We start from the raw sequence: 25,642 nt of genomic DNA, 5'->3' as shown, positions 1-25,642 counted from the left end.
TGCGAAGGAGGATCACATGTACATCGACTGCCGATCTTGCCCGGTGCGCGAACGGATGTGCGGCGACTGCATGGTCACCCACTTGTACGCCATCGCCCCACCACGTTCACCCCACGATCTGGACGACGCCGAACAAACCGCGCTCGACATGTTCGTCCGCACCGGGCTGGTCACGCTCGACGACATGTCGCTGGCCACCGTCGAACTCACCGGCGACACGGCACTGCGCTCCGTGGGCTGATCGCTGAGGTGGGCGACGATGGGGGCATGCCTGCTCCGAGTCGTCGCGCGATCGTCGTGGCCGGCGTGGGGCTCCTGGCGTTACCGGGTTGTTCCCGCAACGGAGGCAGCCAACAACGCGAGCTGGTGCAGGTGCACGGCTCATTCTCGGAGGCGGAACTGTCCGCAATAGCCGATGCCGCTCAGACCGCGGCGGGGTCGGTGGTCCGCAGATGGGGTCGCACCGGGGCATTGGCGGGCAAGGGGCGGGTCATCGTGCGGGCGGCGGCCGACGAGGGCGAGTTCCGCGCGCTGGGAGGTGACGCCTCGCGGTCGGTCGCTGCAACCACGACCGACGATGCCGTCGTGCTGATGAGTCCGCAGTTGTGCGCTGCCAAGTCCGAGGCCCAGCGCTTCGTCCTCACCCACGAGATCACCCACACCGTGCTCGGCGTCCGGTCGGTGGGTGCTCGGTGGGTAGCGGAAGGCGCTGCTGAACTCACCGCGTGGAAGGCGTCGGGACTCTCGTTTTCCCGGTACGCACCATCGCTGGCAGATCAGGTCCGTCAGGGCCGTGACGTCGGGGGCCCACCTCCCGACGCCGACTTCGACTCCGTCGCCTCCACCTCGGAATCGCTCAACTCCGCCTACCAGCGGGCCTGCGCCTACTCCGACCTGCTGCGCAGTCTGCGAGGTGATGAGCACTACCGCCGATTCGTGCACGAAGCGATGGCCGGACGCACCGATGCCACCTCGTTCTACGCCCGGCGCCCGGGCGATCTGTCGCAGCAGCTTCGCTCACACCTGAGATCGCTCGTCGGCGTGAGCGACCAGCGCCGATAAGGTGGTCGGCATGGCCGACAGCACCCAATCAAGCACCGAGATCGCAGCCGATCCGGCAACCGTCCTCGACATCATCGCCGACTTCGACAGCTACCCCGAATGGGCCACGCAGGTGAAGCGGGCGACGGTGCTGGAGGAGGACGAACTGGGATGGCCGGTGCAGGTCGAGTTCGTGCTCGATGCAGCGCCGATCCGCGACACCTACGTTCTCGAATACGACTGGGACGTCACCGAGGAGGGCACCGGCGCCGTGCGGTGGCACCTGGTGAAGTCCGACCTGCTGAAGGCCCTCGACGGTGTGTACGACCTCACCCCTGTGCAGGACGGGGTGAAGGTCGCCTACTCGCTCTCGGTCGATCTGAAGCTGCCCGTGCTCGGGGTCATCCGACGCAAGGCCGAGCGAACCATCATCGACACTGCGCTCGACGGGCTCAAGAAGCGCGCCGAAGGGTGACAGCGCGGCTGCTGATCGTGGGCGGCGCCGGCGGTGCTGGTTCGTCCACCCGGGCAGCGCGCATGGCCGACTCCCTCGCGGCTGACGGTGCGAGGGTCGGCGTAGCGGCACTCGACCCGCATTTCGGCGCCGATGGAATGGTCACCCGACCCGGATGCGTCCAGGTGCGGGTCGAGCCACGCGTACCCGACGAGGTCGCGGCAGCCGCCGATGCCTGGCGGGTCGACCCGATCGTGACCGCCCGACTCATCGACGACATGACCCAGCGCGGGCTGCCGTTGCTGTGGCGACTGCCGGAGTTGGTGAGCGAGCACGACCATCTCGTGCTCGATCTGGGCTCCGCGCTCGGCCGCGCACTGCTGGCGGTGCACCAATTGCGCTGGTACCTCGGCGAGTTGGGCCCTTTGCATGCTGGCTGGCTGCGAGCCACCCGTCCGGTCACCGCACTCGCGATGGGGTCTTCGGTGATCGGCAAGGCCGGTAGCAGACAGCTCGCAGCGGTTGTCGAGCACCTCGATGTCGTCGCCGATCTGATCGGCGGCTCGGGCTCCGCCGTCGTGCTCGTGCACGGTGCTGGGGAGCGGGCGAGTGCGAAGGCCCGGCTTCATGCCTCGGCGACCTTCCTCGCTCAAGTCCGGCTGGGGGCGGTGGTAGCTGATTCCGTTGCGCCTGACGACTTTTTGCGCGCGCAGCTCGAAGGCTGCGGCATCCCCGTCTGGGATGAACTCGCCGACGGATGGGTACACCGCCTCGCGGATCCCGGGCGTGGTCCGTCGCTCACCGGAGATGCCAGAGATGACGAAGTCATCTCATGGCGAATCCCATTGCCGTTCAACGACTTCAGTGAGGTTGACGTCGAGCAGTCGGGACGTCGGTTGATCGTCGGCGTCCAGGGCGAGCGCCGTACCTTCGAGCTCCCGTCCTCGTTGCAGCGACACTCAGCGTCATCGGCGAGCGTGCGTACCGGCATCCTTGAGGTGTTGTTCGACCCCATCCGCCCGACGCAGCACCGGAGAAGTACGACGTGACCGATCGCACCGAGGATGACCAGTCCGATGCCGCCGCCGCGGTGGCGCAGGAGGCGATGAAGCTCGTCGAATCGCTGGGTGCATGGGCCGGATCTGCGTCCAGCGCTCATGCCTTCGAGAGCTCCGCCGGCGGCGGGAGTGATCGCGACGACGATGAGCCCAAGCGCGGCGACGATGGTTGTTCGTGCAGCACCGCACATGCGCCCGTCGTGTGCCGCGTGTGCCCGGTCTGCCGGGTCGGTGCCTTCCTGGAGGGGTTGAGCCCTGAGGCGATGGAGCGCATCGCCGACCTCATCGGCATGGTGGCCGGCAGCCTCCAGGCCGTCGCGCAGGAGCGCCGGGCAGGCAGCCCCAGCGGCGAGGAGTCGAGGCCACCGGCCGGGCAGCCCGCATCCCACAAAGTGACGGTGTCGGGCGACGAACCTGAGTCAGAGCGCGACATCGACCCACAGGACTCGGCAGAATGAGTTCCGTGAATCCCACCATCGGAATCGACATCGGCGGCACCAAGATCGCCGGAGGACTCGTCGACAGCGACGGCACCATCCTTCGTCGTGGTCGCCGGGAGACCCCGGCCCAGGACGTCGACGCGATCACCTCCGCCGTTGCCGACCTCATCGCCGAACTCGGCGAGGGGGAGCAGATCACCCACGCGGGCGTGGCATGTGCGGGTTACATCGACAAGGCCGGCTCCACGGTGCTGTTCGCACCGAATCTGGCGTGGCGGGACGAACCGCTCAAGGAACGCCTGCAGGACATGGTCGACCTCGACATCACGATCGAGAACGACGCCAACGCCGCGGCGTATGGCGAGTTCGTGCACGGCGCCGGCCACGACGTCGACGACATGGTGATGATCACCATCGGCACTGGCGTCGGTGGGGGAGTGATCTTCGACGGAGAGTTGTTCCGCGGTTCGTACGGCATCGGTGCCGAGATCGGCCACATGCGTGTCGTTCCCAACGGCCTGCGCTGCGGGTGCGGCAATCGTGGATGCCTCGAGAGCTACGCCAGCGGTTCGGCTCTGATCAGGGAGGCCCGGGCCCTCGTGACGGGCGGATCCCCTTACGCTGCAACGCTTTCTCAGCGATGTGGCGGGAAGCCGAAGAGGCTGGAAGGCAAGGACGTCACCATCGCGGCGCAGGAAGGCGATCCGGCATCGATCGAACTGCTGGCCGATCTCGGTCGGTGGATCGGCGAAGGAGCCGCATCGCTGGCCGCGATCCTCGACCCCGCCCGGTTCGTCATCGGGGGTGGTGTGGCCGAAGCCGGCGACCTGCTCCTGGCACCGATCAAGGACGCCTTCGGACGCCAGTTGACCGGTCGTGGACACCGCCCGACCGCGACGTTCGAGATCGCAACACTCGCCAACGACGCTGGTCTGGTCGGCGCCGCCGCTCTGGTGCGGCAGAGGGAAGCATGAGCGGTGACCTCGCCATCGGAATCGACATCGGTGGCACGAAGGTCGCCGGCGGGCTGGTTGCTCCGGACGGCACCGTCCTGGAACGCACCCGCCGCGACACCCCGCACCGCTCCACCGCGCCGCATGTCGTCGAGGACGTCATCGTCGATGCGGTGACGGAGTTGCTGGCGAAGGCGCAGACGCCGCCGGTGGCGATCGGCATCGGTGCTGCCGGCTTCGTCTCCTCCGACCGTGCGACGGTTGTGTTCGCGCCGCACCTGTCGTGGCGGCACGAGCCGCTGCGGGAGGCACTGCGCCGCCGCATCGAACTACCGGTCTTCGTCGACAACGACGCCAACGCCTCCTGCTGGGCCGAGTGGCGTTACGGCGCCGTGCGCGACGAATCGCACGTGGTGATGGTCAACCTCGGCACTGGTATCGGCGGTGCGATCCTGACCGACGGACAGATGCAGCGGGGACGTTTCGGCATTGCCGGTGAGTTCGGGCACATGCAGGTCGTCCCCGAGGGCCATCGCTGTGAGTGCGGCAACCGGGGGTGCTGGGAGCAATATGCCAGCGGTAACGCGCTGGTGCGCGAGGCCCGGTCGCTGATCGCCGCGAACTCGCCGCTGGCGGCCGACCTCTCGGCGATGGTCGAGGGCGACGCCTCCCGGCTCACCGGGCCGATGATCACCGAGGCGGCCCGGGGCGGCGACCCGATCGCCGCCGAACTACTCGCCGAGATCGGCACCTGGCTCGGTGTCGGCCTGGCCAACCTCGCCAACGCCTTCGACCCCGGGTCTTTCGTGATCGGTGGTGGGGTGAGCGCGGCGGGACCGATGCTCCTCGACCCCGCCAGGGCAGCCTTCCGACGCCATCTCTCGGGACGCGGCTACCGACCTGAAGCCAGCATCGTCAAGGCGCAGCTCGACAACGAAGCCGGGCTGATCGGCGCCGCCGACCTGGCTCGCACGGAGGTCATCGCATCGTGACCCACGACCGCTCCCCGCACACGCTGCGGGTGGTCTCGTACAACGTCCGCGCGTTCAAGGACGACACGGACGCCCTGACCGAGATCATCGCCACCCTGCGTCCGGACGTCCTGCTCGTGCAGGAAGCTCCCCGGCACCCGTTCTCCGGCCACCGCATCGCCGGGTTCGCCGACCGCATCGGCATGACGTGGTCGGGGGGCAAGCGCGGATGGATGAGCACCACGCTGCTCACCGCGCTGAGGCTGGATGTGCACGACTTCGAGCATCGAAACCTCAAGGTGCGCAAGGGTGACGAACCCCGCGGCTATGCGATCGCGACCGTGGCCCTCCCGGCCCACAAACCGGTGCACGTGGCAAGCCTGCACATGTCATTGCGTGGCGACGAGCGCAAGCCGCAGGCCACCGATGTCGTCCAGGCACTGGCCCTCGACCGGATGCCGGCGATCATCGGCGGCGATCTCAACGAGACACCCGGCCACGACGTCTGGAAGCTGTTCGGCGAAAACCTGCACGAGGTCAGCCCTGACCAGTTCACCTTCCCCTCGAAGGCACCGGTCAAACGGATCGATGCGATCTTCGCCTCGGCCGCGCTACCGTTCAGCATCCCGGTGATCGAACTCGATCCAGAGAAGCTGGCCGCAGCGACCGATCATCTGCCGATCACCGTCGACTTCGATCTCGCCGGGCTGGCGAAGGGCGCTTGACCGGTTGATCACAGTCGCGCGCCGTCGTCGAACGGATCGTCCTCTTCGCGGTTCTTGGGTTGACGCACCACCAGAAGCACACCGCCGACCAGCATGATTGCCAGGGCAAGCACCCACCAGAGCGTGGCTGCGTAGCGGTCGAAGAAGAACAGGTAGAGCAGCCACAGCGGGCCGACCACAAGGCAACCCACGGTGACCCAGAACCCCTCGTCCGAGGGGAGAGGCGAGGGTTCGGGCGGCACGAATTCGGGTTCGTACTGGTCGATGATCTGCGGCCCGGTGCTGGAGCGCCACTGGGCCGGCACCTGAAAGGGCTTCGGTTCCGATTCGGGGGCGTCCTGCTGCTCCCAGTCGGCGACCAACTCATCGAATCGGCGGTCGACCTCCTCGTCCGAGTGCTCGGGCTTGTCGGGCTGGGATTCGTTCACGCCTGGCCTCCCACCCGCGACACGAAATCGGTGACGAGTTGCTGGACGAGCGGAGCGTCGTGGTCGAGCGTCGCGACGTGATAGCTGTTCTCCAGCCGCACGTCGGTGACGTCCTTGCTCGAGATGCGCGACAGGAACAATTGTGAACACTCCGGCGATACGACGTGGTCGATCCGCGAATGCATGAGCAACACCGGCTGGGTGATCTGCGGCAGGTCTCGCGTCACCTGCCGACTGAGTTGTTGCTGCGACTCCAGCGCCCGCAGCGGCACGCGGTCGTAGGCGAACTCCAGAGCACCCGGCTTCTTGATGTCGGTGCCGATGCCTCGCACCGACGGCACCACCCGCCGCAGCAGCGATGCGGTGCGCAGCTTCAGCGAGCGCATCTCGAACGCGGGATTGATCAGCGCCAGGCCCGCAATCTCGGGGTGGCGCTGGACCAACAGCGTCGCCAATGTGCCGCCCATCGACGTGCCGCATGCGACGACGGTGTCGCAACGCTCGGCGAGCTCGTCGTAAGTGGTCGCCACCTCGGAGTACCAGTCGTGCCAGGTGGTCCGGTTCAGGTCGTGGTGGCTCGTGCCGTGACCTGGCAGACGGGGCGCCCGCACGGTATAGCCCGCGGCGGCCAGGTGGTGGGCGAGCGGCGCAATGCTCACCGGCGACCCGGTGAATCCGTGCACCATGAGAACCCCTACGTTGGAGCCGTCGTGGACGATCGGTGTCGCGCCCTCCCGGATCTGCATGGAGCCATCTTCGCTCATCGCGCGACCAACCATCTCCGGGGCGTTATTGTTCAGGCCGAAGCGATACTTGGAGGCGCAGTGCTCTACTGGTTCCTGAAGAAGGTCCTGCTCGGCCCGATTCTCAAATTCATCTTCCGACCGTGGGTGGACGGTGAGCAGAACATCCCCGAGAGGGGGCCGGCGATCTTCGCCAGCAACCATCTGTCGTTCTCCGACTCCATCTTCCTGCCGCTGGTGGTGCCGCGGCGCATGACCTTTGTCGCGAAGGCCGACTACTTCACCGGCACGGGCATCAAAGGCCGCATGACCGCAGCCTTCTTCCGCGGCGTCGGACAGATTCCGATCGACCGCGCCGGCGGCTCGGCCTCCAGCGGTGCTCTCCAGTCGGGCCTGAACATCCTGCGCAGGGGCGAACTGTTCGGCATCTACCCCGAAGGCACCCGCAGCCCCGACGGTCGCCTCTACAAGGGCAAGACCGGTGTCGCGCGTCTGGCGCTGGAGGCCAAGGTGCCGGTCATCCCCGTGGCGATGATCGACACCGACAAGGCCCAGCCGACCGGTCAGCTGATTCCCAACATCATGCGCGTCGGTATCCGGGTGGGTAAGCCCATGGACTTCTCGCGCTACGAGGGCATGCAGGACGACCGCTTCGTGCTGCGCAGCATCACCGACGAGATCATGTACGAGCTGATGCTGCTGTCGGGCCAGGAGTACGTTGACGTCTATGCCTCGACGGTCAAGGACCGCATCACTGCCAAGGCCAAGGAGATCGGTGGCGCGGCCGTCGCGGTCGGCAGCGGTGCTGCGGCAGCGATCGGCAGCAAGGTGACGCGTCGGTCGACCTCGGATGACACGAAGGAAGCTGACACTGGCGCCGAGGACGAAGACTTCGGCTGAGAACCTCCCGGACGTTCGTCCGCTACGCGGGCACTTCGAAGTGGCTTCGACGTGCCCGCGTAGTCTTTCGGGGTGAGTACGACCGCACGTGAACCCGACACCCTGAACGAAATGCCCGAGTGGACGCCGCTGCCGGCCAAGCAGCAGCCGTCGTGGCCCGACCCGCAGGCCGTTGAGTATGTGCGCTCGGAACTGTCGACCCTCCCGCCGTTGGTCTTCGCCGGTGAGTGTGACGTGCTCCGCGAGCGCCTGGCCGCCGCTGCCAAGGGCGAGGCCTTCGTCCTGCAAGGCGGCGACTGCGCCGAGATGTTCAGCGCTGCCACAGCCGCGAACATCCGCGACCGCATCAAGACGATCCTGCAGATGGCGGCCGTCCTGACCTACGGCGCGAGCACGCCCGTGGTGAAGCTGGGTCGCATCGCCGGCCAGTACGCCAAGCCTCGTAGCAACAACACCGAGACCCGCGGCGATGTCACCCTGCCGGCCTACCGCGGCGACATGGTCAACGACTTCGCGTTCACCCCGGAGTCGCGTGAGCCCGACCCGCAGCGCCTGCTGCGCGCCTACCACACCAGCGCCTCCACCCTGAACCTCGTGCGTGCCTTCACCACAGGCGGATTCGCCGACCTGCGGCATGTGCACGAGTGGAACCGCGGTTTCATCGCCAACTCTGCGTACGCGCGTTACGAGACGACTGCGCGCGAGATCGACAAGGCGATGAAGTTCATGCAGGCGTGCGGTGTCGACTTCGACTCCACCCCGATGAGCGCCGTGGAGTTCTTCGCCAGCCACGAGGCGTTGCTGCTCGACTACGAGCAGCCGCTGACCCGCATCGACTCCCGCACCGGTAACCCGTACGCGGTCTCCGGCCACTTCGTGTGGGTGGGCGAGCGCACCCGCGAGTTGGACGGCGCGCACATCGACTTCGTCTCCCGCATCCACAACCCCATCGGGGTGAAGCTGGGTCCGACCGCAGACCCGGACGAGGTGCTGCGGATGATCGACGTGCTCGACCCTCAGCGCACCCCCGGTCGCCTCACCTTCATCACCCGCATGGGCGCCGGCGCGATCCGCGAGAAGCTGCCCGACCTCGTCGAGCGGGTGACGGCGTCCGGCGCCGAGGTCGTGTGGGTGACCGACCCGATGCACGGCAACACCTTCGAGTCGTCGACCGGCTACAAGACGCGTGAGTTCGACCAGATCATCGACGAGGTCGAGGGCTTCTTCGAGGTGCACGAGGCGCTGGGCACCATCCCCGGCGGTGTGCACGTCGAGCTGACCGGCAACGACGTCACCGAGTGCCTCGGTGGTTCGGAGCGCATCCTCGATGTCGACCTGGAGAAGCGCTACGAGACGGCGTGCGACCCGCGGTTGAACCACCAGCAGAGCCTGGAGTTGTCCTACCTCGTCGCGGAAATGCTGGCCAAGCGCAACGCTCGCTGATTGAGCTCCGCGGGCAGCGCGGTCACACGATCGAGAGTGTGATCGTGCTGCCCTTCTTCACCGAGCTGCCCGGGCGGAGGCTCTGGTCTCGGACGGTGTCGAACAAGCCGCCGAAGAAGCGGTCGAACTTCACCGTGAAGCCGTCCGCTTCCAGCTTCGCCTTCGCCGGCCCGCTCTTCATGTCGATGACGCGGGGAACGGTCACCATTTCCGGGCCCTTGGAGATCACCAGTTGCACGGAGTCACCCTTGTGCGCGGTGCTGCCTGAGCCCGGCGTGGTGCTGATGATCGATCCCTTGGGCACGGTGTCGGAGAACTCGGAGGAGGAGACCGTGCTGGTCAGCCCGGCAGAGCTCAGCGCGGCCTCAGCCTCAGCTTGAGGTTTACCCGTCAGGTCGGGCACCGGGATGGGCTGCTTGCCCTTGCTGACCACGAGGTCGACCTTCGTGCCCTTGCGGAGCGGAGTGCCCGGCGCCTGCGAGGACGACACGACCGAGCCAGCCGGCACAGTCTCGTCATAGGCCTGAGTTACTGCGCCGACGGTGAGTCCGACCTTGGTGATCGCCGCGCGAGCCTGCGCCTCGGTCGATCCGGTCAGTTTTGGAGCGCTGTACCGTTCGGGACCTTTGGAGACGGTGAGCGTCACCGTGGAGTTCTTGCGGGCTTCCTTCCCCGCTCCGGGGTCGGCGGAGACGACCTGCCCGCTGGGCACCTTCTCGTCGAAGGTCTGCACGACCTTGGCCTTCAGGTCGGCGCGGGTGAGCTGTTGGACGGCGGCGCCCTGCGCGAGTCCGGAGACCCTCGGCACCTGGGTCGAGCCGTAGGGCCCGGAGGTGAAGGCCCAGCCTGCGATCGCGGCGAGAATGAGCAGCGGCACCAGGAGTGCGGCAACGATCATCGGCAGGCGTCGACGTGAGCCCGAGGCTTGGTGAGCGGGGTACTCCGAGGTGTCGAGCGGGTCGGTGCTGCTGCGGATCTCGGCGGTGTGGGAGCCACCGCTGTCTTCCGTCGTCACTTCCTGGTGGTCAGCCTGCTCCGCGCCGCGCGGAGCGGCGCCGTCCCGGCCTCCCAGCGTGCGCCGCACCGAACGCAGCGAGATCAGCAGATCTGCAGCACTGGCGGGGCGGTCGTCCGGATCCTTGGCCGTCGCCTCGGCGATCAGTCGGTCGACCTGCGGCGGCACCGAAGGCACTGCGTCCGAGGCCACCGGCGTCTGGCCGTGCACATGTTGGTAGGCGACGTGAATGGGGGAGTCGCCGGGAAAGGCCTTCTCGCCGGTGAGCATCTCGAACAGCAGCAGCCCTGCCGCGTAGACATCCGTGCGCGGATCGGCTGTGCCGTGCTCCACCTGTTCGGGGGCGAGGTAGGACGCGGTGCCGAGAAGGATGTCGCTGTCGCCGGTGAGGGTGCTGGTGGTGACTGCGCGCGCCAGGCCGAAATCGGTGACCTTCACCTGCCCGGTCTCGCTGATGAGGACGTTCTCGGGTTTGACATCGCGGTGCACCAGCCCGGCGCGATGGGCCGCCGACAAGCCGTCGAGGATGGAGTCGAAGAGGGTGAGTGCCTCGCTGGTGGGCAACGCCCCGCGTCGACGGATCAGCTGCCGCAAGGTCTGCCCGCTGACCAACTCCATCGCCAGGAAGGCGTAGTGGCCGTCCGAGCCCTGGTCGGTGACGGCGACGACATTGGGGTGGGAGAGCCGTGCGGCAGACCTGGCCTCGCGCCGGAAGCGGGCCACGAAGGCTTCGTCGCGAGCCAGGTCGGCGCGCATGACCTTCAGGGCCACCTCGCGGTCGAGCCGCTCGTCGATCGCCACGAAGACCGAGCCCATTCCGCCGTCGGCGAGGTGCCGGGTGACGCGATAACGACCGTCGATCACCCGCCCCACGATCGACGCTTCACTGACTGGACTCACCCGCAAAGTCTAAGTTCCTCCTGCTCCGGACTTCGGGAGGCTGCGCCGCCTGTGTGCCGCTGCCTCTCGGCTAGGACGTCCGGCGTGCGAAGCTGGTGCCGTGAATGACGTAGAAACACTGGTCGGCGCCTGGTTGTCGGTGCCGGAGGTCGCGGACGCGCTGGGTCTGCCGCACCGCACGGTTCGCCGGATGATCGACGACAAGGAACTGTTGTCGGCCAGGATCGGACCCAACGAGTCCGTTGCCGTTCCGGCGGCATTCATCAAGGACGGTGCGCTTCTCCCGGCGCTGCCCGGAACGATCACGGTGTTGCTGGACGCCCGGTTGTCGGCCGACGAGGCCCTGCGCTGGCTCTTCACCCCAGACCCGACCCTGCCGGTGGTGGGGGCTCCGATCACGATGCTGCAGCTGGGCCGCAAAGCCGAGGTGCGCAAGCGCGCCAGCGAACTCGCCTTCTAACTCTCCGACCGCCGATCAGGCGCTGCGCGCGACCGCGATCCCGATGAGGTCGTGCAGTCGTGCGGCGCCCTCGTCGGTCAGATCAGCGCGCTGCAGCGCCGCAGCTGCATCGTCGCTGGCTTTGCTGATGAGTTCCTCGGTGCGGTCGACGCCGCCGGTCGAGGTCACCCAGTCGCGCAGCCAGTTGACGCCGGCGTCGTCGAGGTCGTCCCGCCCGAAGAGTTCGGTGAAGCGCGCGGTGTCGGCCTCGCTCGAGGCGTCCAGGGCGTAGGCGATCAGGACGGTTCGTTTGCCTTCGCGCAGGTCGTCGCCGGCGGGCTTGCCGGTGGCTTCCGGGTCGCCGTAGACACCGAGCACGTCGTCCCGTAGCTGGAACGCCTCACCGAGTGCGAGGCCGTATTCGGAGAGCGCGGTTGCGGTGGTGTCGTTGACGCCGAACGCGGTTGCGCCAATGAGCAGCGGCTGTTCGACGGTGTACTTGGCGCTCTTGTAGCGGATGACGGTGCGTGAGCGGTCGAGACGCTCCTGCGTCGTCGCGGTGTCCCAGGGGCGCACCGACTCCAGCACGTCGAGGTACTGCCCACCCATGAGCTGGGTGCGCATCAGGTCGAAAACCGTTCTGCCGCGGGCGAGTTCGTCAGTCGGCAAACCGCTGGTGCTGTAGAGCTCGTCGGTCCAGTTCAGACAGAGGTCGCCGGCGAGGATGGCGGCCGCTTCACCGAAACGCTCCGCATCTCCGTCCCAGCCGTTTTCGCGGTGCAGTGCCGCGAGTTGGCGGTGGGCGGTGGGCATGCCGCGGCGGGTGTCGCTGCGGTCCATCACGTCGTCGTGCAGCAGTGCTGCAGCCTGGAAGACCTCCATGGCCGTCGCGACCTGGATGATCGACTCGCTGTGCGGACCGCCGGCCGCGCGATAACCCCAGTAGCAGAAGCCCGCACGCAGGCGTTTGCCACCGCGCAGCAGCGCGTTGACGGGGTCGATGAGGGCCTGGATCTCCGGACCGATGGGCGCGAGTTCCTCGGTGTGCCGCAGGTGCGCCCGGTCGAGGACGGCCTGGATCTGATCACGCAGATCGTGGAGCGGCAAGGCCTGGTTCACTCGGGGCGTCCTTCCTGCGGGCAGCGGTCATCGCCACCACGGCGATTGTCGTTGGTGCGGTACCAACCGGTAGGGTCACGCGCATGCCCGACGCGAGTGCCCAACAGCACCCCAGCATTCCAGACCTTCTGAAATCGTCGGACACGGCATTCAGTTTTGAGTTCTTCCCACCCAAGGACGACGCCAGCGAGGCGGTCCTGTGGGAGTCGATCCGTCGTGTTGAGCGCATCCGTCCTTCATTCGTTTCGGTGACCTACGGAGCGGGCGGCTCCACCCGAGACCGGACGGTGCGCGTCACCAGTCGTATCGAGCACGAGACGACGATGACGACGATGGCGCATCTGACGTGTGTGGGTTCGTCGGTGGCGCAACTGCGGCAGGTCGTCGGCCAGTACGCCGGCTCCGGCATCCGCAACATCCTTGCCCTGCGTGGCGACCCGGCCGGCGGCCTCGGTGTGCCGTGGACCCCGCACCCGGAGGGCCTCGACCACGCCGATCAACTCGTCGAACTCATCCGGGCGCTGGGGGAGTTCACCGTCGGTGTGGCTGCTTTCCCTGACAAGCACCCGGAGTCGTCGACACTGCAGGACGACGCCGATGTGCTGATCCGCAAAGCCGACGCCGGCGCATCGTTCGCGATCACCCAGATGGTCACGGACGTCGATGCCTACCTGCGTCTGCGCGACCTGGTCGACGCGTCCGGCCGCACGATGCCGATCGTCCCGGGCCTGATGCCGGTCACTGCACACGGTCAGCTCGAGCGCATGACCGCTCTCAATGGCCAGCCATTGGCCGGCGACGTGGTCGAGCGCATCGAAGCGGTCAAGGACGACAAGGCGACGCTGCGCGAGGTCGGTATCGAGATCTGCACTGAGCATGCGGCGCGCTTGATCGCCGAGGGCGTGCCGGGCATTCATTTCATCACCATGAACCGTTCGACCGCGACGCTTGAGGTGCACCGCAATCTGACGTCCTGAGTGACAAGAAGGCATGAGCGGCAGCGAGCCCATATCGCGATCGATAACTCCGAACTAACCTATGTGCATGGACCTTCGTACGCAGCGACTCGCGGCAGGCCTGAGCCAGTCACAGTTGGCGCGTGCCGCAGCGGTGCCTCAGCCGAACCTGTCGGCGTACGAGAACGGTCGACGGGTGCCGTCACCAGAGGTGCTGGCACGGCTCCAGCAGGCGCTCTACGTGCCACTGATCCAACGTGTTGATCTGCACCGCAAGGAGATTCGTCAGCTTGTAGCTGCTCACAATGCCGCGAGGCCGCGGATATTCGGTTCGGTGGCCAAGGGTCAGGAAACCGCGACTTCTGACATCGACTTTCTTGTCGAGTTCACCGACGACGCAACTCTGCTCGACGAGGTGGGCCTGCGATCGGAGCTTGCCGACTTGCTCCAAGCGCAGGTGGATGTGGTCGGACTCGACTCCCTTCGCGGGCCTATTCGCGATCGGGTGCTGGGCGAAGCGGTAGCGGTGTGAGTGATCTCGGGAGAGCGCGTGACGCCGCCGAACGCACGGTTGCGCTCTGTGACGAGGTGGCACGACTGCTCGACATGGACGAGGAATCTTTCGTCACCGACGTCCGCACCCAGTGGGCAATCGAGATGGGACTCATCCGCATTGGCGAAACCATCAACCGCATCCCGCCAGAGGTGTTGCAGCAGTTCCCCGGTCAGCCTTGGCGGAAGATTGTTGGTATGCGCAACTTAGCTGCGCATCAGTACGACGATCTCGACCCGCGGCGGGTGTGGCGCACCGTGTCCCGCGATGTACCTGCCCTGCGCGCATATCTGAGCGACGTAGTGCTGCCAGAGATCAGAAGCTGACTCAACGTCGTTGTCGGTGGCTCCGCCTACAGTCGATTCATCGAACATCAGTTCGATAAATCGATCTTGTGACAGGAGCTGCCATGACCGCCGTCGCCCGCAATGTGAGCCAGCCGAACGATCGTCCGCCGCATGTCGTGGCCGGGGGCGTGCTCGACTTGATCGACAGGTCGCGCGACTGCCTGCTCGAGGCGTGTCATCAACAGGATCTCTGCGAGCGCTACCGCTGCGCCCAGTTGGGTGCACTGCGAGCTGCCGCTGCACTCCTGGCGGCGCGTAGTCGTCGCACCTCCCGGTCAGGCCCACGCTCGGTCTGGCAGGTCGTGGCGACAGTCGCGCCCGAACTCACCGAATGGGCGGAGTTCTTTGCTGCCACCGGCCAGCGCGGCCAAGTCTTCGACCGCGGAGTGCGGCGTCCGACGCAACGCGAGGCCGACGATCTGATCCGCGACGCGGAGACATTTCTTGGCATGGTGCTGCAGGCACTCGGCCTCCCGATGGGCCCGAGTGCTCCGTTGGAGATCTCCTCCGGGCGCGGATGGTCGGAAAAATACCTCTGATCTCCGACGAGTTGGTACGCCCGATCTACCACGGCACCCTTCGGCGACCTATCCTTAGGAGACGTCGTACGTGTGGCGGGGCTAACACGTTCGCATCAGCTCATCGGAACAGGTGTTTGGAGGTCGGTCGTGCCGCTGTCGGAGCACGAGCAACGCATGCTCGACCAGATGGAGAAGGCCCTCTCGCAAGAGGACCCGAAGTTCGCATCGCAGATGCGCACGCCGCGCAATCCGCGAAGCGGCCGTCTGATGCTCGCCGCGGGTGGCATGCTGCTTGGCCTCGGTGTCGCGGTGCTCGGCGTGATGAACCAGCTCATCTGGCTGGGTGTGGTCGGCTTCGTCATCATGGTCGCCGTTGCGGCTTGGGCCTTCAGTGGATCCGGTGAGCAGGAGACCACCTTGGGTTCGGTGCAGCAGGACGGCACCGTGCGTCCGGTGTCGCGGCCCAAGCGCGGACGTCGTCCGTCGACGCCGTCCCGCACCGCGTCCGGTGGGTCGCTCATGCAGCGGATGGAAGAGCGCTGGGAGCGTCGCCGGCGCGAGCAGTGGTGAACCGCCGGGTGTTCCCGCTCAGCGAGTGAGCAGCAGCCCCGAGATCCACAGGGCCGACACGATGACGGCGGCCGCGAGTTCGATTCCGATGCTGGCCACGACTGCCTTGAGCGCCATCTTCGTCGACGTCCACGCCGCCGAGGGATTGCGCAAGCGCAGGTGCTCGGCGAGGTAGACACCGGCGATGAATCCCAGGAAGAGTCCGACGTACGGCACGACGAAGAAGCCGATCGCGGCGAGGACGACACCCGCCAGCCGTGAACGCCCCGGCACTCCCGCCTGACGCAGCGACTTGTTGGGCAGGTGGTACTGCAGGAACCACCCGATCAGTGCCACCACGACGCTGATGCCGAAGATCGTCCACGCCGTGGTTGATCCTTCGTGCCAGGCCCACAGCAGCACGCCCGCTTCGGTGATCAGCAAGCCGGGTAGCACGGGCACGATGAGGCCGAGGATGCCGACGAAGATCATCACGCCGGCCAGCACTGTCACAGGTTCCACGGTGCCGAACCTATCGCGACTGCAGCAGCAGGAAGGCCCGCACGTTGTGCGGGCCTTCCTGGATGTCGTTGGGTCGGGGTCAGCTCTGACCGGCCTGGAGACGATCGGTCTCGTCGATCACTTCTTCGGCGACAGCCCGGAGCTTGTCCAGGTGGCTGCGTCCGTGGTGGGCGCAGAAGAGGAGCTCCATGTCGCCGGCAAGACGGGCCCGGATGAATGCCTGTGCTCCGCAGCGGTCGCAGCGGTCGGCAGCGGTCAGAGTGGGTGCTAGTGCAGTGGCCATTGGGTCCATCCTTTCGTCAGGCGCTCGATGCGCCTTCAGTTCCCCCTAAGGAGTTGTTCGTTACGACGGTTGCGCCTCCGTTGCGGTTGCACCACTGCCGTTCCGATGTTCCAACATCCAAGCACCTCACAAGATTCCCCGGTGCAGTATCGATCGTGCGGCGAGTCACGTTTTCGAATCGGGCGGCCCCACGCGCGGTCAGTTGCGGGCTTGCGCGGCACGCCTACCGGGTGCTGTCGGTGCCGGCGGTTAGGCTTCGCACGCGCCGCCGCCCAGAAGGAGTTCGACCCTCGTGGTTCCCCGCAGTACCTCGTCCGCCAAGGAATACAACGCCCGGCACCTCCAGGTGCTCGAGGGCCTCGAGGCGGTCCGTAAACGTCCCGGTATGTACATCGGCTCCACCGACGCCCGCGGCCTCATGCACTGCCTCTGGGAGATCATCGACAACTCGGTCGATGAGGCACTCGGTGGTCACGGCGACCGCATCGACGTCGCGCTGTTCGCTGATGGTTCTGTGCAGGTGACCGACCGCGGTCGCGGCATCCCTGTCGACATCGAGCCGCGCACGGGCCTGTCCGGCGTGGAGGTGGTCTTCACCAAGTTGCACGCAGGCGGCAAGTTCGGTGGCGGCTCGTACACCGCGTCCGGAGGTCTGCACGGCGTTGGCGCTTCTGTGGTCAACGCCCTGTCGGCCCGCCTTGACGTCGAGGTAGACCGCGCTGGCAAGACCTACGGCATGAGTTTTCGTCGCGGCGAGCCCGGCACCTTCCACGGTGAGGGCCCTGACGCTGAGTTCACCCCGTTCGAGCTGGGCAGCGAACTCGCAGTCGTCGGCAAGGCCAAGCGCGGCGTCACCGGGTGCCGCATCCGCTACTGGGCCGACCAGCAGATCTTCCTCAAGACCGCGACCTTCGACTACGACAGCCTCATCGACCGCGCCAGGCAGACCTCCTTCCTCATCCCGGGGTTGACGCTCGCGATCCGCGACGAGCGCGGTCTACCCGGCACCCCGGGTGCGGAGGGGCCGCACGAAGAGGTCTTCCTGCACGACGGTGGCATCAGCGAGTTCACCGAGTTCCTCGCCTCCGATCCGGCCGTCACCGATGTGTGGCGTCTGCAGGGCGAAGGCACCTTCACCGAAACCGTGCCGGTGCTCGACGAGGCCGGTCACATGACCCCCACCGAGGTCGAGCGCACCTGCTCGGTCGACGTGGCGCTCCGCTGGGGCACCGGCTACGACACCAAGCTCAAGTCGTTCGTCAACATCATCGCCACCCCCAAGGGCGGCACCCACATCTCCGGCTTCGAGCAGTCACTGCTCAAGGTCTTCCGCAAGCAACTCGAGGTCAACTCCCGACGCCTCAAGGTCGGCAACGACAAGGTCGACAAGGACGACATCATGGCCGGTCTCACCGCCGTGGTCACCGTGCGCCTGGCCGAGCCGCAGTTCGAGGGCCAGACCAAGGAGGTGCTTGGCACGTCCGCCGTGCGTTCGATCGTCAGCAAGGTGGTCGAGCAAGAACTCACCGCGAACCTCACCTCCACCAAACGTGACCTGAAGGGTCAGTCCTCGCAGGTGCTGGAAAAGATCGTCGCGGAGATGAAGTCGCGCATCAGCGCTCGGCTGCACAAGGAGACGCAGCGCCGTAAGACCGCGCTGGAGTCGTCCTCCTTGCCGCCGAAGCTGAAGGACTGCCGTTCCACCGACTCCGATCGCACGGAGCTGTTCATCGTCGAGGGTGACTCCGCCCTCGGCACCGGTATGGCGGCCCGCAACTCCGAGTACCAAGCGTTGTTGCCGATCCGCGGCAAGATCCTCAACGTGCAGAAGGCGTCCGTCGGCGACATGCTCAAGAACGCCGAGTGCGCAGCGATCATCCAGGTGGTCGGCGGTGGATCAGGGCGATCCTTCGACCTCGACATGGTGCGCTACGGCAAGGTCATCCTGATGACCGACGCCGATGTCGACGGCGCGCACATCCGCACCCTGCTGTTGACACTCTTCTTCCGCTACATGCGTCCGTTGGTCGAAGCCGGCCGGGTGTACGCCGCCGTGCCACCGCTGCACCGCATCGAGACTGCAGCCCAGGGTCGTGCCAAGGGCGAGGTGATCTACACCTACTCCGAGGCGCAGATGCGCCGGACGATGGCCGAGCTCACCAAGAAAGGACGCACCATCAAGCAGCCCCAGCGCTACAAGGGCCTGGGTGAGATGGACGCCGATCAGCTCGCCGAGACCACGATGGAGCCGCGCCACCGCATGCTGCGCCGCGTGACGATGGCCGACGCCGAAGCCGCCGAGCGGATGTTCGATCTGCTCATGGGCTCCGACGTTGCGCCGCGTAAAGACTTCATCGTCGAGAACGCCACCGAACTCGACCTCGAGCGGATCGACGCCTAGCGCGACGACTGGGACTGATCAGTCCTCGTAGTCGATGTCTTCTTCACCGTCGATGTTGACGTCTTCCTCGTCGAACGACTCTTCGTCGTCGTTGACGATGTGCATCGCTGACTCCTCGGCAGGTTCGTCCCCGTCATAGAGCGAGTCGTCACCAGAGCCGCCCTGGACCACCTCGTCGGGATCGCCGACGAAGTCTTCTTCGGCCGGGATAGCGTCCGGGTCGTCGCCGCCGACCAAGTCGTCATCCGCGTCGCTGGGGCGGGGATTTCCGTACGCGGTGCCCTCCTCGGGCTCCTCCTGGGCAAGGCGCTGGTCGAGCGTTTCATCTTCGACGTCGACCGACTCCGCGCCGCGGGGCTGACGCTCAGGCGGGGTCCACGGTTCGTCGTCGCCCGCCTCGGGGTCGTCCATGTAGAGCTCCGCGTCGGCCCGCTCCTGCGGATCGAGGGAGTGGCTGCCGAAGTCGCTTCCGAGGTCTCCACCGTTACTCATGCCGATCAGGCTACGACCGGTGGCAGCTGTTGTGGGTGTTCCTCCGAGATGTTGTTTCGACGGTCGTTGTCGGTGACCGATGCGAACATATGTTCGTGTCCATCGAAGGTCCCATGTTGCACGCTGATCTCGACTCGTTCTACGCCTCGGTCGAGCAGCGCGACGACCCACGGCTGCGTGGGCGGCCGGTCGCGGTCGGCGGCGGCATCATCATGGCTGCCTCGTACGAAGCGAAAGCGATGGGTGTGTCGACGCCGATGGGCGAGCGGATCGCGCGCAGCCTGTGCCCCGACCTGCTGATCGTGCCGATGCGGCCGAAGGTCTACATGGAGGCCAGCCGCGCTGTCTTCGACATCTTCCACGACCTCACGCCCAACGTCGAAGGCATCTCGGTCGACGAGGCGTTCCTGGACGTCGGTGGTTTGGCCCGCAGCGTCGGCTCGCCGCGCGTGGTGGCCGACCTGCTGCGCCGGCGGGTGCGTGACGAGGTGGGTCTGCCGATCTCGGTGGGTGTGGCGCGGACGAAGTACCTCGCCAAGATCGCCAGCGCCGTCTCCAAACCGGACGGATTGCTGGTGGTGCCGCATGACGGCGAGGAGGCATTCCTCTATCCATTGCCGATCGAACGGCTCTGGGGCGTCGGTCAGAAGACTGCAGAAAAGCTGCACGCCAAGGGAATCCGCACCATCGGTCAGATGGCGGAGCTTGATCACCGCGGCCTCTCGGAGACGGTCGGGAAGGCGTCCGGGCGGCACCTGTATGCGCTGTCTCACTTCCAAGACCCTCCCCCGTGGAGACGGGTAAGCGTCGGCGATCCATTGGTTCGCAGCGGGCATTCGGCCCGGGCCGGCGCAGCGATGCCGAACTCGACCAGATCCTCGTCGGGATCGTCGATCGCGTCATGGGACGCGTCCGTGACGGTGGCCGGCCTGGTGCGACGGTGACCGTTCGGGTGAGGTTCGCCGACTACGAACGAGTTACCCGCTCGCGTACGCTCCCGCGTCCGACCACCGCCACTGAGACCGTGCTGCGGATCGCCCGCGAACTGCTGCTCGGGCTTCGGCCGTTGATCGCTGATCGCGGAATCACCTTGTTGGGACTCACGATTGGCGGTCTTGAGGCGTCCGGCGCGACGCAGCTGATGCTTCCCTTCGATGCTCATCAGTCCGGTGTGCTCGACACCGCGCTCGATGAGGTGCGGGAAAAATACGGCAGCGGGTCGGTGCGCCGCGGCGTGCTCGTCGGACAGTCGGACGGCATCGAAGTGCCGATGCTTGCTGATCCCGGAGCGCCGAGGCAACCCTCCTGACGCGGCCTAGACTCGGCCCATGCCGAAGATCCAGATCGCCCAGGACGCCGAAGCTGATGCATTGCTGTCGTCCGACCCGTTCGCTTTGTTGGTCGGGATGCTGCTCGACCAGCAGTTCCCGATGGAGCACGCCTTCCGTGGTCCGGCGAAGATCGCGTCCAGGTTGGGCACGATCGACCCCAAGGTGATCGCAGCCCAAGAGCCCGAGAAGTTCGCCGACCTCGCCTCGACGCCGCCGGCGATCCACCGCTACGGACGCTCGATGGCAGGCCGCGTGCAGCAGCTGGCGCAGGTGGTGGTCGACGAGTACGACGGCGACGCCGCGAAGATCTGGACAACCTCCACCGACACCAAGGACTTGCTCAAGCGGCTCAAAGCGCTCCCCGGGTTCGGCGACCAGAAGGCGCGCATCTTCGCCGCGCTTCTGGCCAAGCAGCTGGACGTGCAGCCCGACGGCTGGCGCGAAGCGATCGGGCCGTACGCCGAACAGGGCAGCTTCCGATCGGTTGCCGATGTGGTCGACGACACCTCGCTGCAGAAGGTGCGTGACTTCAAGAAGCAGGCCAAGGCCGCTGCCAAGGCAGCCACAGAGGACTGAGGCCGATCAAGCCGCGGGCCAGTACAGGTCGAGTGCTCGACCCAGCTGGTCCTCAAGAACACCCGGTTCACGAGATCGCTTTATTGACCCACCACGGACCGGTGGTGCGGTCGAGTAGTACGTCTTGCCTGTCGGAGTGGCGATCCTCATGGTGTGTGGGTGCGCGCCGGGTGGTCCGGCGCCATGGACGACTTCGGTGGTCCACCCGGGCATTTCCCTCACCAGATTGAACCGCTGACAGACACCGACACCGTTCTCGGTCGACGTGGTGCCGTCGTCCCGGTGTCTTTGTACGTGGTCGATGTCGCGGATCGGGGCGTCGCACCCGGGAGTGCGGCAGATCTGGTCGCGGATCGTGATGAATCGGCGCAGAGTGCCGTCGAAAATGCGCCGGCGGGAGTCGATATCGCTGACATGTCCGGTGACGGGGTCGACGAACACGCGTCGCAGCCAAGCCTGCGCCTGGTCAAGCACGGCTGGTGGCGGCAGGAGGTCGCCAGCGCCGGCAATGATGCCGCGTGCGATCGCCGCGAGGATCGGGCCGTACCCGGCCAACCACGACGGACCATCAACGTCCGCCACATCAGAGTGAGCGCGGACGCCGAACGCGGGATGTGCGGTCGAGTGTGTGGGTGCTGCTGCGCTGGCTTGGTCGCCGAAGACCTGTTCCGTCGGCATGAACAACTGGACTTCGACCGGGGTGCTCTTGGCCACGGACGCGCCGGTGAGGCGTTCGGTGAACAGGTCGGCCGTGAGTTGGGAGCGAGTGCGCCCGTTGATGCCACCGTCGATGTCGCCGGTGGCCATCGCCGTGCCCACGTCGCGCTTCAACGTTTGAAAAGCGCTGAGACCTTGGGCCGCTGGTAGGAACGCAACGATCTTGCACATGCCGTCCTTGGCCGGCTTGAACCACGCCGCACGATCGGCCGCAGCCTTCGTCGCTCGCTTGGTCGCGCCGTCCGGATCGAGGCTGAGCGCTGCACCACGGGTGGCGTTCGCTGCACCCCGTACCGACGCCTTCGGTAGGACTGGCGCCAAATCGGAGTCGAGTTCGCGTCGAAGCCCCGGGTCGAGGTGGTCGGATTCACGGTGCACGGCCTGGGCCGCGCGCTCACTGATGCGGCCATGGCTCAGGAGGTCACCGGCGCCCGGAAGGTCGGTGCTCAGAGCGCACGCGAACCCAAGATCGCGCGAAGCCTGGGAAGGCGTGATGCGACGGGCAAGGGCGATCTGGTCGGCGCCGCCTCGACCGCGCTCACGAGAAGGCACCGCCGAGAGACGCTACTGCTCGCGTTGTGAGTGGTCGAAGTCGACGGACACTCGCGCGATCGCCCCGTAGGCAGCGTTGACGAGTTGTTGCAGCTCTTCGAGCTGCGTCATCTTGTCGAAATCGCTTGTGGCAGAGCACAACTGCGCGACCTGGCTGATCAGCCGGTCGAGTGAAGGTGCGCTGCTTTCTTGCATGAGAACAGTCTTGCAGGCAGCACCGACAACCTCCCATCGTCGGCATTTCTGCACCACAGGTCAAACCCCGCAGTCAGCGGCATGAGCCCCATACTTGTGCCATGGGGGACATAGCCGATGCCGCAAGCGCGGACGAGATTCGCCTTGCTGCTGAGAAGCAGCCGAAATGGCTCGTACTGATCTGGGTGTTCGTCGGACTCAGTACTACCGCGCAATTGGTACATCTGGTGAGCAATGGTCGGCCCTGGCATGCGTACATCTGGCCGGGGGTCATCGTGGCGCTGTTCATGTGGAACCTGGTGCTGCTGCGGCGTCCACCGCAGATCGTGGTCAACGCCGCGGGTGTGAAGGCCCCGATGAAGAAGCGGATTCCGTGGTCGGACGTTGAGGCCGTGCAGCAGCAGAGTGTCTATGAGTACATGGTCGTCCTGCTGATGAAGGACGGCACCCGGACCGAAACCAGGATCCCGCGGGAGTACACCGACGACGTGGCCCGGATCAGCGGCCTCCCCGTCGTCCCCCGACCATCGGTGATTAAAAAGTGAAAACGAGTGCGATGAAGCCAGCATCGATTGCCACCGCTGCAGGTGTGGTGGCGTTTCTGGCATTGGAGGCGCTCTGCCGAATCGTGCTGAAACTACGTGACTCAGTTGTTTCGTTGGTCGTATTTCCCGGCGCCTTCATCGTGTTCTGCATCGTCTTCCATCGTGTTCTGCATCGTCTTCGCGATACTCACCCGGCGGCGGTCCGGCGCTGTGGTGCACACTCGCGACCATGAGTGAGATCAGACCGGCCACAGCCGCCGACTGGGAGCAGATCTGGCCGTTCTTCCGCGACATCGTGCAGGCAGGGGAGACCTATGCCTATCCGGCAGACCTCTCCAGCGACCAAGCACGTGACCTCTGGATGGAGCAGTCCCCGGGAGCAACCGTCGTCTGGACGGACGACGACGGCACGGTGCTCGGCAGCGCGAAGATGGGTCCGAATCGCCCCGGCAACGGCAGCCACATCGGCACCGCCAGCTTCATGGTGTCGCAGCATGCTCGGGGCAAAGGAGTCGGACGCGCGCTGGGGGAATACGTCGTGCAATGGCACCGTGATCAAGGCTTCCACGGCATTCAGTTCAACGCCGTCGTGGAGACCAACGAGTCAGCTGTGAAGCTGTGGAAGGCGTTGGGGTTCAACGTGATCGGCACGGTGCCCGAATCGTTCCGACACCCGGCCCACGGCTTGGTGGGGCTGCACGTGATGTACCTGCCGCTCAACGGCACTGCTCGTACCCGCGGCTCAGCGCCTGGGTGATTCCGGGCTCGGCAGGGTCCCACGGCCATTCGCCGACTTCAGCAGCGTCGGAAAGCGGTACACCGGCCTCGAACAGCGACCGCACCTGACGCGCGATCTGAGCGAGTTCGTCGCGTTGGCTGGAGACGAACGCCGAATCGACAGGCACACCGTGGCCCGGGACGACGACGGAGTCAGCGAACCGAGCAAGCAGAACGTCCAGCGTCGCCGCCCAGTCCATGGGCCAAGAGTCTTCACCGATCCACGGGTGTGCTGACTCCTCGACGAGATCACCCGCCAGCAGGACGTCTGCGTCGGGCACGTGCACGACGATGTCGCCGTCGGTGTGACCGCGTCCGGGGTGGATGAGCTCGACGACGCGATCACCGAGGTCGATCTGCGCCGAGAGGTCGAAGAGCGTGTCAGGAAGCACGATGTCGGTGCGCGCCAACTCTTCTGCGTGCCCCGGATCGTCGGTGATGAGCCTCGCGCGCGCGTCGGCTCCTTCTGCCGCCAGCGCGGCAGCCGCTCGCTCGTGCGCGTGAATGGGGAGGTCGGGGGATTCGGCGCGGAAGGCCGCATTGCCGAACGTGTGGTCCCAGTGCCAGTGCGTGTTGACCACCGCGAACAGTGGCGCGCTCGTGAGTCGTCGCAGGTCGTCGAGCACCGCTCGGCCTGCATCGGTGGACGCGTGCGTATCGACGACGACCACACCGCGATTCCCAGCAATCACAGTGACATTCGCATCGGCCCACGGATAGCGAGCCACCCAGATGCGGTCGGCCACCTCGACGAAATCCGCCATCAGACGAGCGACGAGAGAAGCTGAGCCGTCCAGTAGCTCGACGGTTTGGGTTGCTTCAGACACGAGTCCTTGAGGTTGGGTCCGGGGTGTTGAGCCACCTGCACCCGCCACACCCGTCCGTCGCGGTGCTCGACGCGCAGTTCGTCCGGCTCCTCCTCGGTGACGGTGAACGCGTCGAGCGCGAGTTCGCCGGTCTCCTGCCGGATCGCTGCCTCAGCGGCCTGGAACGACGGGGTGAGACAACTGCGACCACGGTTGTGCCGTAACGAGTTCAACGACGCGGCGACCTCCCGCCGCTTCTCGGCATCATGGGCCTCAACGGCCGATGACTCATCGAGTCGGGCATAGGTCTGACCCGAGGGCAGCATCACTGCGGTCGGAGCAAACCGGTGACCGCCGGTGTGCGAGCACTCCCAGACCCGTCCCGGACGCTGCTGCGCTGCATGGGCAGCAACGGGCCGGCCCCGCACCGCGCAGCACTGGTCGCGTTTGCTGTTGGCGCACACCAGCAAGACGACATCGCGGGTCTCCTCGAGCAGTGGGAGCACCTCGCTCACGGCGTCCGGTCCGTCACCGATGCTCAGGCGCCAGTCGACCCGCAACAGGTCGGACGGGTCGTCGACATCGCCTTCCAGCAGCCACGGGTCGTCCGCCAATCCGCCTGCGATCAAACAAGTTCGGGCATCACCCGACTGATGATCGTCGGCATGGCGACCGGGCCGGCGGATGAGCAGCAGTCGTCCGCCGGCTTCGGCCACCGCGCGCTCCAGGGCAGGACCAACACCGTCCGGGAGGTGCGATGAAGCGATCGCGTCATGACCCCACGGACCGTTCTGCTCCAACGCCACCCAGAACTGCGCGACGGATGCACTACCCGCGGCATTCAGGTCGGCATCGTCCCACTGGCGCGAGCACTGTGTCGGTTCAGCCAT

General features: G+C 66.3%; 33 protein-coding genes and 1 pseudogene. 23 read left to right on the top strand and 11 right to left on the bottom strand.

The features are described from left to right. Window positions 1–16 precede the first annotated feature (16 nt). From J5M86_RS08895 to J5M86_RS08860, 8 genes are read left to right on the top strand one after another with little or no spacing between them, the layout of a single operon-like run. A complete protein-coding gene (locus tag J5M86_RS08895) occupies window positions 17–241 on the top strand; it encodes a hypothetical protein (RefSeq protein ID WP_188060977.1) in 225 nt (74 codons plus the stop codon). A 26-nt stretch (window positions 242–267) separates the two neighbouring features. After that, entirely contained in the window at window positions 268–1,062 is a 795-nt protein-coding gene (locus tag J5M86_RS08890; protein WP_188060978.1) for a hypothetical protein, read from the top strand. Window positions 1,063–1,072: 10 nt separating this feature from the next. Then, window positions 1,073–1,516 carry an SRPBCC family protein gene (locus J5M86_RS08885; protein ID WP_188060979.1) on the top strand — a complete coding sequence of 148 codons (444 nt, stop codon included), beginning with the start codon at window positions 1,073–1,075 and terminating at the stop codon, window positions 1,514–1,516. Next, window positions 1,513–2,544 (top strand): hypothetical protein, encoded by a 1,032-nt coding sequence (locus J5M86_RS08880; protein ID WP_188060980.1) that lies wholly within the window; start codon window positions 1,513–1,515, stop codon window positions 2,542–2,544. Before J5M86_RS08885 ends, J5M86_RS08880 begins: the two co-directional genes overlap by 4 nt. Continuing rightward, complete coding sequence (locus tag J5M86_RS08875) at window positions 2,541–3,011, top strand: hypothetical protein (RefSeq protein WP_188060981.1); 471 nt, start codon at window positions 2,541–2,543, stop codon at window positions 3,009–3,011. The genes J5M86_RS08880 and J5M86_RS08875 overlap by 4 nt, the downstream gene beginning before the upstream one ends. 5 nt (window positions 3,012–3,016) lie before the next feature. Further along, window positions 3,017–3,967, top strand: a complete 951-nt coding sequence (locus J5M86_RS08870) for an ROK family glucokinase (RefSeq protein WP_188060982.1) — start codon at window positions 3,017–3,019, stop codon at window positions 3,965–3,967. Further along, window positions 3,964–4,938, top strand: coding sequence for an ROK family glucokinase (locus J5M86_RS08865; RefSeq protein ID WP_188060983.1), 975 nt, complete (start codon window positions 3,964–3,966; stop codon window positions 4,936–4,938). Before J5M86_RS08870 ends, J5M86_RS08865 begins: the two co-directional genes overlap by 4 nt. Next, window positions 4,935–5,642: an endonuclease/exonuclease/phosphatase family protein gene (locus tag J5M86_RS08860; RefSeq protein ID WP_188060984.1), complete on the top strand. Its 708-nt coding sequence runs from the start codon at window positions 4,935–4,937 to the stop codon at window positions 5,640–5,642. The genes J5M86_RS08865 and J5M86_RS08860 overlap by 4 nt, the downstream gene beginning before the upstream one ends. Before the next feature lie 8 nt (window positions 5,643–5,650). On the opposite strand, the gene J5M86_RS08855 is transcribed toward J5M86_RS08860, so the two are convergent. Beyond that, window positions 5,651–6,070, bottom strand: coding sequence for a hypothetical protein (locus tag J5M86_RS08855; protein ID WP_188060985.1), 420 nt, complete (start codon window positions 6,068–6,070; stop codon window positions 5,651–5,653). Continuing rightward, window positions 6,067–6,816 (bottom strand): carboxylesterase, encoded by a 750-nt coding sequence (locus J5M86_RS08850; protein ID WP_188061174.1) that lies wholly within the window; start codon window positions 6,814–6,816, stop codon window positions 6,067–6,069. The genes J5M86_RS08855 and J5M86_RS08850 overlap by 4 nt, the downstream gene beginning before the upstream one ends. A 78-nt stretch (window positions 6,817–6,894) precedes the next feature. Between J5M86_RS08850 and J5M86_RS08845 the strand changes: the two genes are divergently transcribed. Both J5M86_RS08845 and J5M86_RS08840 read left to right on the top strand, forming a co-directional pair. After that, window positions 6,895–7,713: a 1-acyl-sn-glycerol-3-phosphate acyltransferase gene (locus J5M86_RS08845; RefSeq protein WP_188060986.1), complete on the top strand. Its 819-nt coding sequence runs from the start codon at window positions 6,895–6,897 to the stop codon at window positions 7,711–7,713. Window positions 7,714–7,824: 111 nt separating this feature from the next. Beyond that, entirely contained in the window at window positions 7,825–9,156 is a 1,332-nt protein-coding gene (locus J5M86_RS08840; protein WP_188061175.1) for a class II 3-deoxy-7-phosphoheptulonate synthase, read from the top strand. Window positions 9,157–9,178: 22 nt separating this feature from the next. On the opposite strand, the gene pknB is transcribed toward J5M86_RS08840, so the two are convergent. Further along, window positions 9,179–11,071 carry a Stk1 family PASTA domain-containing Ser/Thr kinase gene (gene pknB / locus J5M86_RS08835; protein WP_244328290.1) on the bottom strand — a complete coding sequence of 631 codons (1,893 nt, stop codon included), beginning with the start codon at window positions 11,069–11,071 and terminating at the stop codon, window positions 9,179–9,181. 100 nt (window positions 11,072–11,171) lie between these two features. On the opposite strand from pknB, the gene J5M86_RS08830 reads away from it, so the two are divergent. Then, the gene (locus tag J5M86_RS08830) at window positions 11,172–11,531 is read left to right on the top strand and encodes an Rv2175c family DNA-binding protein (RefSeq protein ID WP_244328289.1); all 360 of its coding nucleotides are present in this window, start codon (window positions 11,172–11,174) and stop codon (window positions 11,529–11,531) included. 15 nt (window positions 11,532–11,546) lie between these two features. On the opposite strand, the gene J5M86_RS08825 is transcribed toward J5M86_RS08830, so the two are convergent. Further along, window positions 11,547–12,629, bottom strand: coding sequence for a polyprenyl synthetase family protein (locus J5M86_RS08825; protein ID WP_188060987.1), 1,083 nt, complete (start codon window positions 12,627–12,629; stop codon window positions 11,547–11,549). 83 nt (window positions 12,630–12,712) lie between these two features. On the opposite strand from J5M86_RS08825, the gene metF reads away from it, so the two are divergent. The 5 genes from metF (at window position 12,713) to J5M86_RS08800 (ending at window position 15,576) form a co-directional block, all read left to right on the top strand. Next, window positions 12,713–13,606 (top strand): methylenetetrahydrofolate reductase [NAD(P)H], encoded by an 894-nt coding sequence (gene metF / locus J5M86_RS08820; protein ID WP_188060988.1) that lies wholly within the window; start codon window positions 12,713–12,715, stop codon window positions 13,604–13,606. A gap of 67 nt (window positions 13,607–13,673) precedes the next feature. Next, window positions 13,674–14,117, top strand: a complete 444-nt coding sequence (locus J5M86_RS08815; protein ID WP_188060989.1) for a helix-turn-helix domain-containing protein — start codon at window positions 13,674–13,676, stop codon at window positions 14,115–14,117. A 56-nt stretch (window positions 14,118–14,173) separates the two neighbouring features. Then, window positions 14,174–14,464, top strand: coding sequence for a DUF86 domain-containing protein (locus tag J5M86_RS08810; RefSeq protein WP_188060990.1), 291 nt, complete (start codon window positions 14,174–14,176; stop codon window positions 14,462–14,464). Between the two features lie 83 nt (window positions 14,465–14,547). After that, window positions 14,548–15,024: an SAV_6107 family HEPN domain-containing protein gene (locus J5M86_RS08805; protein ID WP_188060991.1), complete on the top strand. Its 477-nt coding sequence runs from the start codon at window positions 14,548–14,550 to the stop codon at window positions 15,022–15,024. 129 nt (window positions 15,025–15,153) lie between these two features. Then, window positions 15,154–15,576, top strand: coding sequence for a DUF3040 domain-containing protein (locus tag J5M86_RS08800; protein WP_188060992.1), 423 nt, complete (start codon window positions 15,154–15,156; stop codon window positions 15,574–15,576). Window positions 15,577–15,594: 18 nt separating this feature from the next. Here J5M86_RS08800 and J5M86_RS08795 read toward each other — a convergent pair whose 3' ends face one another. Further along, a complete protein-coding gene (locus tag J5M86_RS08795) occupies window positions 15,595–16,077 on the bottom strand; it encodes a DUF456 domain-containing protein (RefSeq protein ID WP_188060993.1) in 483 nt (160 codons plus the stop codon). A 79-nt stretch (window positions 16,078–16,156) separates the two neighbouring features. Further along, on the bottom strand, window positions 16,157–16,360 hold the full coding sequence (locus J5M86_RS08790) for a hypothetical protein (protein ID WP_188060994.1): 204 nt from the start codon (window positions 16,358–16,360) through the stop codon (window positions 16,157–16,159). Between the two features lie 292 nt (window positions 16,361–16,652). Between J5M86_RS08790 and J5M86_RS08785 the strand changes: the two genes are divergently transcribed. Then, complete coding sequence (locus J5M86_RS08785; RefSeq protein WP_188060995.1) at window positions 16,653–18,761, top strand: type IIA DNA topoisomerase subunit B; 2,109 nt, start codon at window positions 16,653–16,655, stop codon at window positions 18,759–18,761. A gap of 18 nt (window positions 18,762–18,779) precedes the next feature. Here the strand turns inward: J5M86_RS08785 and J5M86_RS08780 are convergent, their stop codons facing one another. Further along, a complete protein-coding gene (locus tag J5M86_RS08780) occupies window positions 18,780–19,253 on the bottom strand; it encodes an adenosine deaminase (protein ID WP_188060996.1) in 474 nt (157 codons plus the stop codon). An 89-nt stretch (window positions 19,254–19,342) separates the two neighbouring features. Here J5M86_RS08780 and J5M86_RS15775 point away from each other — a divergent pair. From J5M86_RS15775 to J5M86_RS08770, 3 genes and pseudogenes are all read left to right on the top strand, one after another. Continuing rightward, a pseudogene (locus J5M86_RS15775) lies at window positions 19,343–20,005 on the top strand (DNA polymerase IV); the annotation flags it as partial. Window positions 20,006–20,043: 38 nt separating this feature from the next. Further along, on the top strand, window positions 20,044–20,562 hold the full coding sequence (locus J5M86_RS15770) for a hypothetical protein (protein ID WP_370587349.1): 519 nt from the start codon (window positions 20,044–20,046) through the stop codon (window positions 20,560–20,562). A 19-nt stretch (window positions 20,563–20,581) separates the two neighbouring features. After that, complete coding sequence (locus J5M86_RS08770; RefSeq protein ID WP_188060997.1) at window positions 20,582–21,160, top strand: HhH-GPD-type base excision DNA repair protein; 579 nt, start codon at window positions 20,582–20,584, stop codon at window positions 21,158–21,160. A gap of 6 nt (window positions 21,161–21,166) precedes the next feature. On the opposite strand, the gene J5M86_RS08765 is transcribed toward J5M86_RS08770, so the two are convergent. Both J5M86_RS08765 and J5M86_RS08760 read right to left on the bottom strand, forming a co-directional pair. Beyond that, complete coding sequence (locus J5M86_RS08765) at window positions 21,167–22,429, bottom strand: DUF222 domain-containing protein (protein WP_188060998.1); 1,263 nt, start codon at window positions 22,427–22,429, stop codon at window positions 21,167–21,169. A gap of 12 nt (window positions 22,430–22,441) precedes the next feature. Beyond that, complete coding sequence (locus tag J5M86_RS08760; RefSeq protein ID WP_188060999.1) at window positions 22,442–22,624, bottom strand: hypothetical protein; 183 nt, start codon at window positions 22,622–22,624, stop codon at window positions 22,442–22,444. A 101-nt stretch (window positions 22,625–22,725) separates the two neighbouring features. Between J5M86_RS08760 and J5M86_RS08755 the strand changes: the two genes are divergently transcribed. Genes J5M86_RS08755 through J5M86_RS08745 form a run of 3 tightly spaced genes read left to right on the top strand, consistent with a single transcriptional unit; the run spans window position 22,726 to window position 23,926 of the window. After that, window positions 22,726–23,169: a hypothetical protein gene (locus J5M86_RS08755; protein WP_188061000.1), complete on the top strand. Its 444-nt coding sequence runs from the start codon at window positions 22,726–22,728 to the stop codon at window positions 23,167–23,169. Window positions 23,170–23,180: 11 nt separating this feature from the next. Continuing rightward, window positions 23,181–23,402, top strand: coding sequence for a hypothetical protein (locus J5M86_RS08750; RefSeq protein WP_188061001.1), 222 nt, complete (start codon window positions 23,181–23,183; stop codon window positions 23,400–23,402). Next, on the top strand, window positions 23,399–23,926 hold the full coding sequence (locus tag J5M86_RS08745; RefSeq protein ID WP_188061002.1) for a GNAT family N-acetyltransferase: 528 nt from the start codon (window positions 23,399–23,401) through the stop codon (window positions 23,924–23,926). The genes J5M86_RS08750 and J5M86_RS08745 overlap by 4 nt, the downstream gene beginning before the upstream one ends. Here J5M86_RS08745 and J5M86_RS08740 read toward each other — a convergent pair. Next, window positions 23,886–24,710: an MBL fold metallo-hydrolase gene (locus J5M86_RS08740; protein ID WP_188061003.1), complete on the bottom strand. Its 825-nt coding sequence runs from the start codon at window positions 24,708–24,710 to the stop codon at window positions 23,886–23,888. The two genes, J5M86_RS08745 and J5M86_RS08740, sit on opposite strands and share 41 nt — an antisense overlap. Next, entirely contained in the window at window positions 24,710–25,642 is a 933-nt protein-coding gene (locus J5M86_RS08735; RefSeq protein WP_188061004.1) for a sucrase ferredoxin, read from the bottom strand. Before J5M86_RS08735 ends, J5M86_RS08740 begins: the two co-directional genes overlap by 1 nt.

Origin of the sequence: Yimella sp. cx-51, from assembly GCF_017654605.1 — a bacterium.
In the GTDB taxonomy this organism is placed as follows: Bacteria; Actinomycetota; Actinomycetes; order Actinomycetales; family Dermatophilaceae; genus Yimella.
This window is presented reverse-complemented; position numbering and strand designations above follow the sequence as displayed.